Genomic DNA, 14249 nt, shown 5'->3' with positions numbered 1-14249 from the left:
ACCTTGCAAGCGATCGGGAGGACGCGGTGGCGGGCACGACGAAGCTGGGCGCCCTGGCAACCAAACGCTGACTGATCCCCGAGGAGCGCGACCCGTTCCCTTTGTGGGCGGATGTTCCCGACTGGGTCCCCCGGTGCGGCTACACGTCGGCCACTCCGGCGCTGCTGCGCGTGGTGCTGGCAAGGCTTCGGGACCGGTTGTGAACGCACCAGAGAGGGTCAGACGGCCCCTCTCGTGTTTCACGCCCGAAGAGCGCACGGAGCTGGACGAAGGTCTGGCCCGGATCTTGGCGGAGCGGGAAGCGCGGGAGTGGGCGGCAGCCATAGGGGCAGCCCTTCCCGCCCTGGCGCACGCCGTGAGTGAAGCGGCTGAAAGGGAGGCGCTGGCCGATGGCGCATGAACGGCCGGAACTGACGACGATTCCGGCGGATTCCTTCTGGCCGAAGGGGGATGCGTTGGAACAGTCCTCGTATTCGTCGCATGAGCGCCGGGTAACTCGCGCCGTCGAGGACGCTGGGGAAGCCTGCCTCCAGAGCACTGACGTTCCGGAGCGCCTCAGGGAACGCATCCGGCCGCTTCTCGAAACGGTGGTCGATGAAATTCCCCTGGGAAGAGCCGACCATTTGTGAACTGTGGGACGGGCATTCGGGGAATCACCACGGCCACTTCGCCCCCTCACTCGACCACGAATACGGGCGAGGCGCACTGTGGGCCGTGTGGGGTGAGGGATCGCCGGTTGTACTCCGAGGGATTGCTCGCTGCGACCACAGCGACTGCAGCCACCCCCGGGACTTCTTCTGCTACGGGTGCCGCTTGCCGCGCGGCCATGACGGCCGGCACTCGGGGCGGGAATAGTCCGTGACCCGACTCACCGCGCGGGAGATGAAGGAGAACCGCGACTGCATAGCCGCCCATGAAGACAAGATCAGAAGGCGGCTTGCTGATGGGGAGACCTACGTCGAGATATCCGCACAGCTTGGGATCGGCGTAAGCGTCCTCCGCCGAATGTTAGAAATCGTGCTCCCTGGAAGGAACGTCCGTGTCCACGCCCCTTGTAAGTGTCCGGACCGGGAAGCCCGCGAAGTGCGGGGCGTGGGCGGAGCTGTACCCCCATCAAGTGTGGGCCGTCCGGCGCGGAATCCCCGGAACGCCGCGCTATGAAGATCGGGTCAACAATTCTGCAACCTGCGGTCTGCGGTTCAATCACCCGGGCGGGCACGAAGCCGGAATGCGCCCGAACGAACCGGAGTACGGTGGCGGTGAAATCGGAATCCGCTGGAACACATCGAACGGGCGGATGAACGGCTGTCAGGTGGTTCTACTGGAACCGCTCACGTAGTACCCACCCTGGACGACGGGCAGACGGCCCGGTTCTGGGGACGGTGCGGGAGCCGTGCGGCAACCGGGCCTGCGACGGCGGCCTGACCCACCACTGCCTCCGGGACGCACAGCAAGGCCACGGAGCACCTCCGGTGCGGGCCGACTCGGCCTGTCACCCCTGGTCTGACCTGGGGATTCACTGGGCCGTTGGTCACGTGGTTGGTCACGCCACCGCCCAGAAACGCAAAAAACCCCAGATGAACTGGGGTCTCTGCTGGTGTCCGAGGGGGGACTTGAACCCCCACGCCCGATAAAGGGCACTAGCACCTCAAGCTAGCGCGTCTGCCATTCCGCCACCCGGACCAGGTGGTCGGCCCCGGTTTCCCGCGGCGACATGGACAACAATAGCAAAGGTTCGAGGTGGTTCCGACCAGGTATTTCGTCCGGCGGTCCCGCGACGCGCCGCGCTGACCTGCGGGCATGTCCCGCAAGGAGTAGGGAGACGGCCCGTCTCGCCGTCAGTGCGGGGCGGCCGTGCCCGCCGCCGCCCTGCGGGAGAGGGCGCGGGCCCCCGCCGTGAGGGCGAGGGCGAGGGCGATGAGGGCTGCGGCGACCGCGAAGGTGACCCGCATGCCGGTGGCGACGGCGCCGGGCCGCGCCGCCGTCACGTCCGCCGTCGCCGAGGCGAACGCGAACACGGCGCCCATGACGGACGCGCCGGTGACGAGCCCGAGGTTGCGCGACAGGTTGAGCATGCCGGACACGACGCCCCGTCGGTCCGGGTCGACGTCCGCCATGACGGAGGTGTTGTTGGCCGTCTGGAACACCGCGTACCCGGCGGTGACCACCACGATGGGGACGACGTAGCCGAGGACCCCGAGCCGCTCGGGCGTCACGGACAGGGTGGCGGTTGCGGCCGCGACGGCGAGGAGTCCGGCGGTGGTCGTGCGCGGCGCGCCGAAGCGGTCCACGAGGCGGCCGGCCGGCACCCCGGTCAGGGCGGCGACGAGCGGGCCCGCCGACAGGACCAGCCCGGCCTGTGCCTCTTCGAGCCCGAGCGTGCGGGAGAGGTAGAACGGCCCGACCACCAGCGTGGCCATCATGACCGTGGAGACGAGCGCGCTCGTGGCGAGGCTCGCGCTCAGCGCCGGATCGCGGAGCGTCGCCGGAAGGATCAGAGGCGAGGCCGCCCGCGCCTCGGTGCGTACGAAGAGCACGGCCCCGAACGCCGCCGCCGCGAGCAGGGCCGCGTTCGGCGGGCCGAAACCGCCGCGCCCCAGGGTCATGGCGAGGGCGTAGGCCGCGAGCGTCAGGGCGAGCAGCAGTGTGCCCGCACGGTCGAAGCCGGCCCGGCCCGCACGGGGCTCCCGCCCGTCGGCGGGCAGGTGGCGGTGCGCGAGGGCGAAGGCGAGGAGGCCCAGCGGCGCGTTGACGAGGAAGACCGCCCGCCAGCCCGGGCCCGCCATCAGGGCGCCGCCGAGCGAGGGGCCGAGGGCGGTGCCGACGGCGGACATCGTCCCGAGCAGCCCCATGGCGCTGCCGGTCCGCTCCTTCGGGACTGCCCCGCCGACGAAGGCCATGGTGAGGGCCATCATGACGGCGGCTCCGAGCCCCTGCGCCGCGCGGGCGGCGATCAGCGTCCACAGCGTCGGCGCGAGGCCGCACAGCACCGAGGCCGTGGTGAACAGCAGGATCCCGGCCAGCAGCAGCCGTCGACGGCCGATGACGTCACCGAGCCGTCCGACGCCGACGATCACGGTGGTGATGGCGAGGAGATAGGCGAGGACGATCCACTGGACCTCCTGGAACGAGGCGGTGAAGGCCTGCGCGAGGGTCGGCAGGGCCACGTTGGCGACGCTGGTGCCGAGCGAGGACAGCAGCGCCGACAGGGAGAGGCCGGCGAGCACCCACCGGACCGACGGCGCCCGCCGGGCTGTTGAGGATGCGGATACGGATACGGATACGGCACCGGTTGGCTTCATGCCGAGGAGGGTCCACCCGCCGCACCGGAGCGGCAATTCTTGTTGCCGTTTCCGGGACGGCGGGGTGAAATGCCCGCATGGACAATCCGGCGCCGCACCAGCCGTACCAACAGGTCCTCGACGAGGTCGCCCCCCGGCTCAGGGCGCTGCGCGCCAAGCGCGGCCTGACCCTGGCCGCGCTCTCCGAGGCGACCGGCATCTCCAAGAGCACCCTGTCCCGACTGGAGTCCGGGCAGCGCCGCCCCAGCCTGGAGCTGCTGCTGCCGCTCGCCGGCACCTACGGCGTGGCGCTGGACGATCTGGTCGGCGCCCCCGAGGTGGGGGATCCGCGCGTACGGCTGACACCCCGCGCCCTGCCGAGCGGCGGCACGTCCGTGGCCCTCACCCGGGGGCCGGGACCCCTCCAGGCGTACAAGATGATCATCCCCGACCGGGGCGCCGAGCCGGACCTGCGCACGCACGAGGGCTACGAGTGGCTGTACGTGCTGGAGGGCCGGCTGCGGCTGGTGCTCGCCGAGCACGATCTGGTGCTCGGCTCCGGCGAGGCCGCCGAGTGGGACACCCGGCTGCCCCACTGGTTCGGCAGCGCGGACGGCCGGCCCGTCGAGATCCTCAGCCTCTTCGGGAGGCAGGGCGAGCGGATGCACGTCCGCGCGAAGCCCCGCACCTGACGGCCTGACGGCTTGTCGGACCCGATCGATAGTCTGTTCGGATGACCGATCCCAAGAGCCTTGCCAGCACCGCCGGTTACGGTGATTCCGCGGCCGCCCTCGTCGAGCAGTACGAGAGCGTGTCCTTCGCCGAGGTCCACCGCGACGTACTGCACCTGTTCCCCTCGGAGCCCAGCGCGATCCTCGACATAGGCGCGGGCAGCGGCCGCGATGCCGCCGCACTGGCCGGCCAGGGGCACCGGGTGACCGCCGTGGAACCCACCGCGGAACTGCGGGCGCTCGGCCGGCGGATCCATGCCGACCGGGACATCGACTGGGTCGACGACTCGCTGCCCGGGCTGGAGGTGCTGCGCGGCCGCGGCGGCCGGTTCGACCTGATCCTGCTGACGGCCGTGTGGATGCACCTGGACGAGCGGCAGCGGGCTTCGTCGATGGAGGGCATCGTCGGCCTGCTCGCCGCCGGAGGGCGCCTGGTCCTCTCCCTGCGGCACGGCCCCGTACCGGCCGGCCGGCGCATGTTCGACGTGTCGGTGGACGAGACGGTCGAACTCGCCCGCAGCCACGGCCTGCACCCCGCGCACCTCAACGAGCGCGCGGATCCGCTCGGCAGGCAGGAGGTGCGCTGGAGCTACCTGGGCCTGCAGCGGGAGCCCGCAGGACCCTGACCGTCGCGGCCGCGACCAGGGGGTTAGGCTTCGAAGCGACCCTCAACAAGTCAGGGATGGAGCAGTACATGGAGAGCCTGAGCCGTACCGCGCTGGTCGAGGGGCTGATGGGGCGATTCCCGCACGTGCCCCGGGAAGCCGTGATCAAGGAGGACCTCCTGCGCGGCGGCATGGCCTTCGACGAGTCCGCGCTCAGCGGCACCGCCGACGGAGGTTCCGGCGAGGTCAAGCCGAAGTCCTACTTCATCTTCTCCTTCGACCACCGCACCCTGCCGGAGCTCGGCGCGGCCGCGCTCAACCGGCCGCCGGAGGAGATCGTGCTCACGGGCGGCCCGTACGACCTGCGCCGCACGGTCGTCTCCGTACGGGTCAACCCGGACTCCCCGTACATCGTGCGGGGCGGCGAGGACGGCACGCTCGGCCTGTACCTGGACGGCTCGCGGATCGCGGACGTCGGCCTGCCGCCGATGCCGGAGTACTACAAGCACAAGCTGTCGAACGGCAAGTCGGTGATGGAGGTCGCGCCGACCATCCAGTGGGGCTACCTCATCTACCTGACGGTCTTCCGGGTGTGCCAGTACTTCGGGGCCAAGGAGGAGTGCCAGTTCTGCGACATCAACCACAACTGGCGCCAGCACAAGGCGGCGGGCCGCCCGTACACCGGGGTGAAGCCGGTCGAGGAGGTGCTGGAGGCCCTGGAGATCATCGACCGGTACGACACCGCGGGGACCTCCCGGGCGTACACCCTCACGGGCGGCTCGATCACCTCGCAGGTCGCCGGCCGCGACGAGGCCGATTTCTACGGGCACTACGCGAAGGCCATCGAGGAGCGCTTCCCCGGCCGCTGGACCGGCAAGGTCGTCGCCCAGGCGCTGCCGCGCGACGCCGTGCAGCGCTTCCACGACTACGGCGTCAAGATCTACCACCCCAACTTCGAGGTGTGGGACCGCCGGCTGTTCCAGCTGCACTGCCCGGGCAAGGAGCGCTACGTCGGCCGCGACGAATGGCACCGCAGGATCCTGGACTCCGCCGAGGTGTTCGGCCCGCGCAACGTGATCCCCAACTTCGTGGCGGGCATCGAGATGGCTGAGCCCTTCGGCTTCACCAAGGTGAGCGAGGCGATCGACTCCACCGCCGAGGGCCTGCGGTTCTTCATGTCGAACGGCGTCGTACCCCGCTTCACCACGTGGTGCCCGGAGCCGACGACGCCGCTCGGCAAGGCCAATCCGCTGGGCGCGCCGCTGGAGTACCACATCCGGCTGCTGGAGACCTACCGCGCGACGCTGGAGGAGTACGGGCTGAGCTCGCCGCCCGGCTACGGCCCGGCCGGACCGGGCCGGGCGGTGTTCTCCGTCAGCTCGTTCATGGACAGCCTCGAAGGCCTGGAGGGCTCGCCCTCCTGAGACCCGCGGGCCGGGTCACAGCACTAGGGGCAGCGGATGACCTGGCCCGCGTAGGAGAGGTTGCCGCCGAAGCCGAAGAGGAGGACGGGGGCCCCGGAGGGGATCTCGCCGCGCTCGACCAGCTTGGACAGGGCCATCGGGATGCTGCCGGCCGAGGTATTGCCGGAGTCGACGACATCGCGGGCGACGACGGCGTTGACGGCGCCGATCTTCGCCGCGAGCGGCTCGATGATCCGCAGGTTCGCCTGGTGGAGGACGACGGCGGCCAGCTCCTCCGGGGTGACCCCGGCCTTCTCGCACACCTTGCGGGCGAGCGGGGGCAGCTGGCTGGTGGTCCAGCGGTAGACCGACTGGCCCTCCTGCGCGAAGACCGGGGGCGAGCCCTCGATCCGGACGGCGTGGCCCATCTCCGGCACCGAACCCCACAGCACGGGGCCGATGCCGGGCTCGTCGCATGCCTCGACGACGGCCGCGCCGGCGCCGTCGCCGGTGAGGACGCAGGTGGTGCGGTCGCTGTAGTCGGTGATCTCGGTCATCTTGTCGGCGCCGATGACCAGCGCGCGGGTGGCGGAGCCGGCCCGGATCGCGTGGTCGGCGGTGGCCAGGGCGTGGGTGAAGCCCGAGCAGACGACGTTGATGTCCATGACGGCGGGGCCGCCGCCCATGCCCAGCTTGGCGGCGACGCGGGCCGCCATGTTGGGTGAGCGGTCGATCGCCGTGGAGGTGGCGACGAGCACGAGGTCGATGTCGTCCGGGCTCAGGCCGGCACTCGCGAGGGCTTTGCCGGCGGCCTGGAAGGCCAGCTCGTCCACCGGCTCCTCGGGACCCGCGACGTGCCGGGTCTTGATGCCGACCCGGGACCGGATCCACTCGTCGTTCGTGTCGACCATGGCCGCGAGGTCCTCGTTGGTGAGCACTTTCGCGGGCTGGTAGTGCCCTAGCGCCACCACGCGTGAACCGGTCATGGGCGGGGTCCCCCCTCGTACGGCAGTCAGGACCTCCCAGCTTCGCCTGCTACCGATGGGTACGAATGCGCGTGACCCGACAGGATTCCGGCACCGGAATTTGGAGAATTCCGAGGATCTTCCTGCCGGGGACGTCGCCGGGAGCCGATCCGGGAGAATGGGCTCGTCAGATGCACGATGAGGTGCGGGGCGAGTACAGAACGGGTGGACTGATCACATGGGACGGGTCACCGAACGCCGTCGCGTCGTCCGGATCCGCAGCGGCGTCGCCGGGGCCCGGCCCGACACGCTGGTCGCCGAGGAGCCGCTGGAGATACGGCTGAACGGCAAGCCGCTGGCCATCACGATGCGCACCCCGGGCGACGACTTCGCCCTGGCGGTGGGATTCCTGGTGAGCGAGGGCGTGCTGGGCTCCGCGGCGGACGTACGGGCCGTCACCTACTGCGAGGGCGCCACCGACCGGGGGCCCCTCCCAGTGGCAGCCGGGGGAGGGTCGAACACCTACAACGTGGTCAACGTGCAGCTCGGAGCCGGGGTTCCGCTGCCGGACATCACGCTGGAGCGCAACGTCTACACGACCTCGTCCTGCGGGCTGTGCGGGAAGGCCAGCCTGGACGCGGTGCGCACGGCGAGCCGGTTCCCGGGGCTCGCCGCCGACCCGGTACGGGTGTCCGCGGACCTCCTCTCGGAGCTGCCGGACCGGCTGCGGGCGGCGCAGAAGGTCTTCGACCGGACGGGCGGGCTGCACGCGGCCGCGCTGTTCTCGGCCACGGGCGAGCTGCTGGACGTACGGGAGGACGTGGGCCGGCACAACGCGGTGGACAAGATCATCGGTCGGGCCCTCCAGGCCGGCCGGCTCCCGCTGGCGGGCGCGGTCCTGCTGGTGTCGGGCCGGGCCTCCTTCGAGCTCGCGCAGAAGGCCGTGATGGCGGGCATCCCGATCCTGGCGGCCGTCTCGGCGCCGTCCTCGCTGGCCGTGGACCTGGCGCTGGAGACGGGGCTCACGCTGGTCGGCTTCCTGCGGGGCCGGGACATGAACATCTACGCGGGCGAGCAGCGGATCGATCTCCCGGCGTAGCGGGGCCAGGCCGGGCCGCTGAGCGGGGGCGGGTCCCGGAGCGGGGGCGGGGCCCGAGCCGGCCCGCCCCCGTGGTCGCTACTGCGAGGCCTTCGCCCCGGCTCCGGTGTGCGGGGTGTCCGGGCCGGCTTCGACGGTCTGGCTGTACGGGTTCCTTGTCGTTGGCGCTTGACTGACACCCCGAACCTAGAAGAACCGGACATTTCTTCGCCTTAACGCCCCTCGGTACGGCTCAGCGCCCCCGGCGGGCGCGCCGCGAAGCCGACCCGGACGTGCCCGGGTTCGGGACCGGCGGCTCGATGCGGTGGAGGTCCAGGGTCGGCGGGACCGGGGTGGCTCCGGGGCCGCCGGACTCGGCCCAGGCGATGATCTCGTCGGTCGCCGTGTCGTCCAGGGCCCACCCGAACCACGCCGCGCGGGCGCCCCGGCGGCGGGCCTCCGTGGTGGGCTGCACCACGATGACGTTGGCCTGCGCACAGGGCCCGAGGCAGTCCGTCGTACGCACCGCCAGGCGGCCGCCGGAGGCCGCGGCGGCCTCGCGCAGCCGGGCCAGCTGGCCGGCGTGGTCGGAGCCGGGGTTCTTGCGGGGGTCGCCGCAGCAGCAGCCGCGGCAGACCACCAGGGTGCAGGGGCGTTCGGCATGGGCGGCGAGCGGGCGTATCCAGGTCACCGCCGCACGTTACCGGGCCTGCGAGCTGGGGTGTTGACGGCTCGGCGAGACCTCCGCCACACGGGCGGCGGGCAGTTCGGTGCCGGACTCCCCCGCCGGGTCCTGCGCGCGGCGGCGGGCCAGCACCGCACACACCATCAGCTGCATCTGGTGGAACAGCATCAGCGGCAGCACGGCGAGGCTCGCCTGGGCGCCGAACAGCACGCTGGCCATGGGCAGTCCGGCCGCCAGGCTCTTCTTCGAGCCCGCGAACTGGATGGCGATGCGGTCCTCGCGGGTGAACCCGAGGCGCTTCGCCCCGTACCAGGTGAGCAGGAGCATGACGGCCAGGATGACGGCCTCCACGGCCAGCAGGACGCCGAGGCGCGGGACGCTCACCTGGTGCCAGATCCCCGCGACCATGCCGGCGCTGAAGGCGGTGTAGACGACGAGCAGGATCGAGCCGCGGTCCACGTAGCCGAGCGCCTTCTTCCTGCGGACCAGGAAGGCGCCGACCCACGGGCGCAGGGCCTGGCCGAGGAGGAAGGGCGCCAGCAGCTGGAGGACGATCTTGAGGAGGGAGTCGAGGGAGAAGCCGCCCGCGCTGTTGCCGAGCAGGCCGGCCGCGAGGAGCGGGGTGACGAAGATGCCGGCGAGGCTGGAGAACGATCCGGCGCAGATCGCGGCGGGGACGTTGCCGCGGGCGATGGAGGTGAAGGCGATGGAGGACTGGATGGTCGAGGGGACCAGGCAGAGGAAGAGCAGGCCGCTGTAGAGCGCGGGCGACAGCAGGGTCGGTACGAGGCCGTGGGCGGCCAGGCCGAGCAGGGGGAAGAGGGCGAAGGTGCAGGCGAGGACGGTGACGTGGAGCCGCCAGTGGCGCAGGCCCTCGATGGCCTCGCGGGTGGAGAGCCGGGCTCCGTAGAGGAAGAAGAGCAGGGCCACAGCCGCGGTGGAGGCCGCTTCGGCGGCGGAGGCGGCCGCGCCGCGGGCGGGGAGCAGGGCGGCGACGGCGACGGTGGCGAGCAGACCGAGGATGAACGGGTCGGCGGGGAGCCAGGCGGGGATCTGCGGGCGGCGCATGGGCTGGGTGCTCACTTGCTCTGTCGGTGTCGGTGTCGGTGTGCGGGGTCCGGGGTGCTCCTTCGATGGTCGGTGGTGGGACGGTGATCGGGAAACCCGCACACCGCACTGACTGTCATCACGGAACGCGATGACAGTGCCTACGATGGGCGGTATGTACGACCCCGTGCAGTTGCGCACGTTCCTCACCGTGGCCCAGACGCTGAGCTTCACGCAGGCCGCGGGGCGCCTCGGAGTACGCCAGTCCACGGTCAGCCAGCACGTGCGCCGCCTGGAGGAGGCGACGGGCCGGACCCTGTTCGCCCGCGACACGCACAGCGTGGAGCTGACGGAGGACGGCGAGGCGCTGCTCGGCTTCGCGCGTTCGATCCTGGAGGCGCACGAGCGGGCGACGGCCTTCTTCACCGGCAAGCGGATCCGCGGGCGGCTGCGCTTCGGGGCGTCGGAGGACTTCGTGCTGACCCGGCTGCCGGAGATCCTGGAGGGCTTCCGCCACGAGCACCCCGAGGTCGAGCTCGAACTGTCGGTGGAGCTGTCGGGAACGCTCCACGAGCGGCTCGACGCGGGCCGACTCGACCTGGTGCTGGCCAAGCGCAGGGGTCCGGGCGACGAGCGGGGCCGGCTGGTGTGGCGCGACCGCATGGTGTGGATCGGGGCGGAGGGGCTGCGGGTGGATCCCGACCGGCCGGTTCCGCTGATCCTCTTCCCGCCGCCCGGGATCACCCGGGCCCGCGCGCTGGACGTGCTGCAGGGCCACGGGCGGCCGTGGCGGATCGCGTGTACGAGCGGCAGTCTGAGCGGTCTGATCGCGGCGGCCCGCGCGGGCCTGGGCGTCATGGCGCACACCCGGGGCCTGATCCCGCCGGGGCTGGTGCGCGTGGGCGGCCTGCCGGAACTGGGGCCGGTGGAGTTCGCCCTCCTCCACGGCAGGCGACCCACACCGGCCTCCGAGGCGCTCGCAGCCGCCATCCTGGCGGGCGGCGACCGCCTGAGCAGGCCGGCCAGCACCTAAGGGGTGTCTGGCGGACCATGGCCGGGCCCGGCCCTGATCCGCCAGACACCCCCTAGCGCTGCGGCCCGGTCACGGCACCGGAAACGCGGCACCGGACAGCCGAGCCGCGCTGGTCACGCCGGGTGGAGCGGGGGGATCTTGTGGAGGTTTCCTCAACGCCGCCGGGCGGGCCGGCCGGTGGGGTAGCGTCACCGCGCTGTGCCGAGAGGAGCGGGGCCTTGCGCGAGATCACCGTCCCACCGGTCGTCACGGGCTCGCCCGTGGGCGGCTTGGCCGACGTCGTCTTCCTGCATGCCCGGGAGGACCCCGGCCGGGTCGTGCTCGGCCGGAAGGCGGACGGTGTCTGGCAGGACGTGACCTCCGGGGAACTGGCCGCCGAGGTACTGGCCCTGGCCAAGGGGCTGCTGGCCCAGGGCGTCCGTTTCGGCGACCGGGTCGCGGTCATGTCCCGTACCCGGTACGAGTGGACGCTCTTCGACTTCGCGCTCTGGGCCGTCGGCGCCCAGCCGGTGCCGGTCTACCCCACCTCCTCCGCCGAGCAGGTGCACTGGATCCTCTACGACTCCGAGTGCACGGCCTGCGTGGTCGAGAACGAGGACCAGGCCATGACCGTCGGGTCGGTGATCGAGCGGCTGCCGCACCTGCGCAGGCTGTGGCAGCTCGACTCGGGCGCGGTGGAGGGCCTGGTCGAGGACGGGCGCGGGGTGTCCGAGGACGTCGTGCACCGCCATCGCGGAGCCGTGACCCCCGATGCCATCGCCACCGTCATCTACACCTCGGGCACCACCGGCCGGCCCAAGGGCTGCGTGCTGACGCACCGCAACTTCATGTACGAGGCCGACACGATGGTCGCCCGCTGGGAGTCCGTCTTCCAGGCCGGACCGGGGGAACAGCCCTCCACCCTGCTCTTCCTCCCCCTCGCCCACGTCTTCGGGCGCATGGTGGAGGTGGCCGCCGTCCGGGCCCGCGTGAAGCTCGGGCACCAGCCCGTCCTCGCGGCGGCGGAACTGCTGCCGGACCTGGCGGCGTTCCGTCCGACCTTCATCCTCGGGGTCCCGTACGTCTTCGAGAAGGTGTTCGCGGCCGCGCGCCGCAAGGCCGAGGCGGAGGGGCGGACCGGCCCCTTCGACCGGGCGGTGGAGACGGCCGTACGGTACGCGGAGGCGCGCGAGCAGAAGGCCTTCGGCACCGGGGCCGGACCTTCGGCCAAACTGCGCGTGGAGCACCAGCTGTTCGAGAAGCTGGTGTACGGGAAGGTCCGCGAGGCCATGGGCGGCCGGGTGCGGCACGCCATGTCGGGCGGATCGGCGATGTCGCGCCGGATGGGGCTGTTCTTCGACGGTGCCGGGGTCACGGTCTTCGAGGGCTACGGGCTGACCGAGTCGTGCGCGGCGGCCACCGCGAACCCGCCCGGGGCCACGAAGTACGGAACGGTCGGGCAGCCGATCCCCGGCAGTACGGTGCACATCGCCGACGACGGGGAGGTGTGGCTGCACGGCGGGCACGTCTTCTCCGGGTACCTCAACGACCCGCGCTCCACGGAGGCGGTGCTGCGGGAGGGCTGGCTGGCGACGGGGGACCTGGGGCGGCTCGACGGGGACGGCTACCTGACCATCACCGGGCGCAAGAAGGAGATCCTGGTGACCTCCAACGGCAAGAGCGTCTCGCCGACCGCCCTGGAGGAGCGGGTGCGTTCGCATCCTCTGGTGTCCCAGTGCGTACTGGTGGGCAACGACCGGCCGTACATCGCGGCCCTGATCACCCTTGACATGGAGGGGATAGCGCACTGGCTGTCGATGCGCGGCCGGGCGCAGCTGCCGGCGGCGGACCTGGTGCACGACGCCGATCTCGCGGCGGAGGTCCGCCGGGCGGTGGTGGCGGCGAACACGCTGGTCTCCCAGGCGGAGGCGATCCGCAACTTCCGGGTGCTGGCCGAGCAGTTCACCGAGGAACGCGGCCTGCTGACCCCCTCGTTGAAGCTGAAGCGCCGGGCGATCGAGAAGGCCTACGCGGCGGAGGTGGCGGACCTGTACTCATCCCGGTCCGCCTGATCCGACGACAACCTGACGGATCGTCACTTCACTTGGCCATTGATATTGACGATGCGTCAGGTCGCGCACAGAATGCGGGGATTCCGACCGGAGGGGATCCCACACATGTTGCGACCGATCCGCACCCTGGCCGCCGCGGCAGCGGCCCTCGCGCTCGTCTCCGCCTGCAACTCCGCCTCCAACAGCACCTCTCCCGGCAAGCCCGGCGCCACCGGCGACTCCCGCGGGGTGAGCGCCGACTCGATCAAGGTCGGCGGCATCGTGTCGATGACCAGTGCCAGCGGCTACAGCAAGAAGGACACCGACCTCGGCGCCAAGGCCCGGTACCTGAGAGCCAACGCCGAGGGCGGCGTCAACGGCCGGAAGATCGACTACATCGGCGCGGAGGACGACGGCCAGGACCCCGCCAAGAACCTCGCCGCCGCCCGCAAGCTGGTTCAGCAGGACAAGGTCTTCGCGGTCTCCCCCATGAGCTCGGTCACCTTCTCCGGCGCCGACTTCCTGGAGCAGGAGAAGGTCCCCACCTTCGGCTGGGGCACGCTGCCCTCCTTCTGCGGGCCCAAGTACATCTACGGTTTCAACGGCTGCCTCGTCCCCACTCCCGGCGGCACCATCAACCAGACCTGGCCCGAGGGCATCGGCCAGCTCCTCGGCGGGGCCCAGGGCAAGTCGGTCGCGATCATCGCCAACGACAGCGACGCCGGGAAGTTCGGCGTGCGCACCTTCCAACAGGGCTTCACCAGTGCCGGGTTCAAGGTCTCCTACGCCAAGGCCGCCGTGCCGGGCACCGCGGTGCCGAGCGACTGGTCGGCGTACGTCAAGGAGATCCTCGACAGCAACGACGGCAAGGCGCCGGACGCCGTCGTCTCGGTCATGCAGACCCCCAACAACATCGGGCTGTTCACCGCGCTCAAGCGCAGCGGCTACAAGGGCCTGCTCTCGGACCCGACCGACTACGACCCCGGGCTGCTCGCCAAGGACGCCACCAAGCAGGCCCTGGACGGGGTCCACGTCCTGCTCCAGTTCCAGCCGTTCGAGTCGACCGACCCGAAGATGGCGCAGTTCAAGGCCGACATCAAGGCCGCCGCGGGCGGGCAGGACGTACCGCTCAACATGCACATGCTGACCGGGTACATGTCGGCCGACCTCTTCGTGTCCATCGCGCAGAAAGCGGGCAAGGCCCTGACCGTCGAGTCCTTCCAGGCCGCCGCGCAGAGCTTCTCCGACACCGGCACGCTCGTCGGCGACCGGGCGGAGCCCAAGGGGCAGAAGGACAGCTTCGGCTGCGGGGCGCTCGTCCAGCTGAAGAACGGGGCGTACGAGGTCTCCGTACCGTTCAAGTGCCACGAGCCGATCCCCTTCAAGTAGGG

At 71.3% G+C, this 14249-nt stretch carries 12 protein-coding genes and 1 tRNA gene; 8 read left to right on the top strand and 5 right to left on the bottom strand.

Annotated elements, in window-relative coordinates:
• Positions 1–389: 389 nt before the first annotated feature.
• On the top strand, positions 390–629 hold the full coding sequence (locus AB0M99_RS11290; protein ID WP_365918967.1) for a hypothetical protein: 240 nt from the start codon (positions 390–392) through the stop codon (positions 627–629).
• A 966-nt stretch (positions 630–1595) separates the two neighbouring features.
• Here the strand turns inward: AB0M99_RS11290 and AB0M99_RS11285 are convergent.
• Positions 1596–1683 (bottom strand) — tRNA-Leu (locus tag AB0M99_RS11285).
• A gap of 155 nt (positions 1684–1838) precedes the next feature.
• Entirely contained in the window at positions 1839–3302 is a 1464-nt protein-coding gene (locus tag AB0M99_RS11280; protein WP_365918965.1) for an MFS transporter, read from the bottom strand.
• A gap of 77 nt (positions 3303–3379) precedes the next feature.
• Between AB0M99_RS11280 and AB0M99_RS11275 the strand changes: the two genes are divergently transcribed.
• The 3 genes from AB0M99_RS11275 to AB0M99_RS11265 all read left to right on the top strand — a co-directional run bounded on the left by AB0M99_RS11275 (position 3380) and on the right by AB0M99_RS11265 (position 6041).
• Positions 3380–3973, top strand: a complete 594-nt coding sequence (locus tag AB0M99_RS11275; RefSeq protein ID WP_365918963.1) for a helix-turn-helix domain-containing protein — start codon at positions 3380–3382, stop codon at positions 3971–3973.
• 41 nt (positions 3974–4014) lie between these two features.
• On the top strand, positions 4015–4638 hold the full coding sequence (locus tag AB0M99_RS11270) for a class I SAM-dependent methyltransferase (RefSeq protein WP_365918961.1): 624 nt from the start codon (positions 4015–4017) through the stop codon (positions 4636–4638).
• Positions 4639–4706: 68 nt separating this feature from the next.
• Complete coding sequence (locus tag AB0M99_RS11265) at positions 4707–6041, top strand: radical SAM protein (protein ID WP_365918959.1); 1335 nt, start codon at positions 4707–4709, stop codon at positions 6039–6041.
• Between the two features lie 23 nt (positions 6042–6064).
• On the opposite strand, the gene AB0M99_RS11260 is transcribed toward AB0M99_RS11265, so the two are convergent.
• Positions 6065–7006, bottom strand: a complete 942-nt coding sequence (locus tag AB0M99_RS11260; RefSeq protein WP_365918957.1) for a beta-ketoacyl-ACP synthase III — start codon at positions 7004–7006, stop codon at positions 6065–6067.
• 217 nt (positions 7007–7223) lie between these two features.
• On the opposite strand from AB0M99_RS11260, the gene fdhD reads away from it, so the two are divergent.
• Positions 7224–8084 (top strand): formate dehydrogenase accessory sulfurtransferase FdhD, encoded by an 861-nt coding sequence (gene fdhD / locus AB0M99_RS11255; protein ID WP_365918955.1) that lies wholly within the window; start codon positions 7224–7226, stop codon positions 8082–8084.
• A gap of 232 nt (positions 8085–8316) precedes the next feature.
• Here the strand turns inward: fdhD and AB0M99_RS11250 are convergent, their stop codons facing one another.
• A complete protein-coding gene (locus AB0M99_RS11250) occupies positions 8317–8754 on the bottom strand; it encodes a (2Fe-2S) ferredoxin domain-containing protein (protein WP_365918953.1) in 438 nt (145 codons plus the stop codon).
• Between the two features lie 9 nt (positions 8755–8763).
• Entirely contained in the window at positions 8764–9816 is a 1053-nt protein-coding gene (locus AB0M99_RS11245; protein ID WP_365919206.1) for a bile acid:sodium symporter family protein, read from the bottom strand.
• A 154-nt stretch (positions 9817–9970) separates the two neighbouring features.
• On the opposite strand from AB0M99_RS11245, the gene AB0M99_RS11240 reads away from it, so the two are divergent.
• From AB0M99_RS11240 to AB0M99_RS11230, 3 genes are all read left to right on the top strand, one after another.
• Positions 9971–10828: a LysR substrate-binding domain-containing protein gene (locus AB0M99_RS11240; RefSeq protein WP_365918951.1), complete on the top strand. Its 858-nt coding sequence runs from the start codon at positions 9971–9973 to the stop codon at positions 10826–10828.
• Between the two features lie 218 nt (positions 10829–11046).
• Positions 11047–12879, top strand: coding sequence for a long-chain fatty acid--CoA ligase (locus AB0M99_RS11235; protein WP_365918949.1), 1833 nt, complete (start codon positions 11047–11049; stop codon positions 12877–12879).
• A 105-nt stretch (positions 12880–12984) separates the two neighbouring features.
• Positions 12985–14247, top strand: coding sequence for an ABC transporter substrate-binding protein (locus AB0M99_RS11230; RefSeq protein WP_365918948.1), 1263 nt, complete (start codon positions 12985–12987; stop codon positions 14245–14247).
• The last annotated feature ends 2 nt before the right edge of the window (positions 14248–14249 follow it).

It is taken from the genome of Streptomyces sp. NPDC051183, assembly GCF_040682455.1.
Lineage (GTDB): Bacteria > Actinomycetota > Actinomycetes > Streptomycetales > Streptomycetaceae > Streptomyces.
The sequence above is the reverse complement of the archived record's forward strand: the minus strand, read 5'-3'. Positions and strand labels throughout refer to the sequence as shown.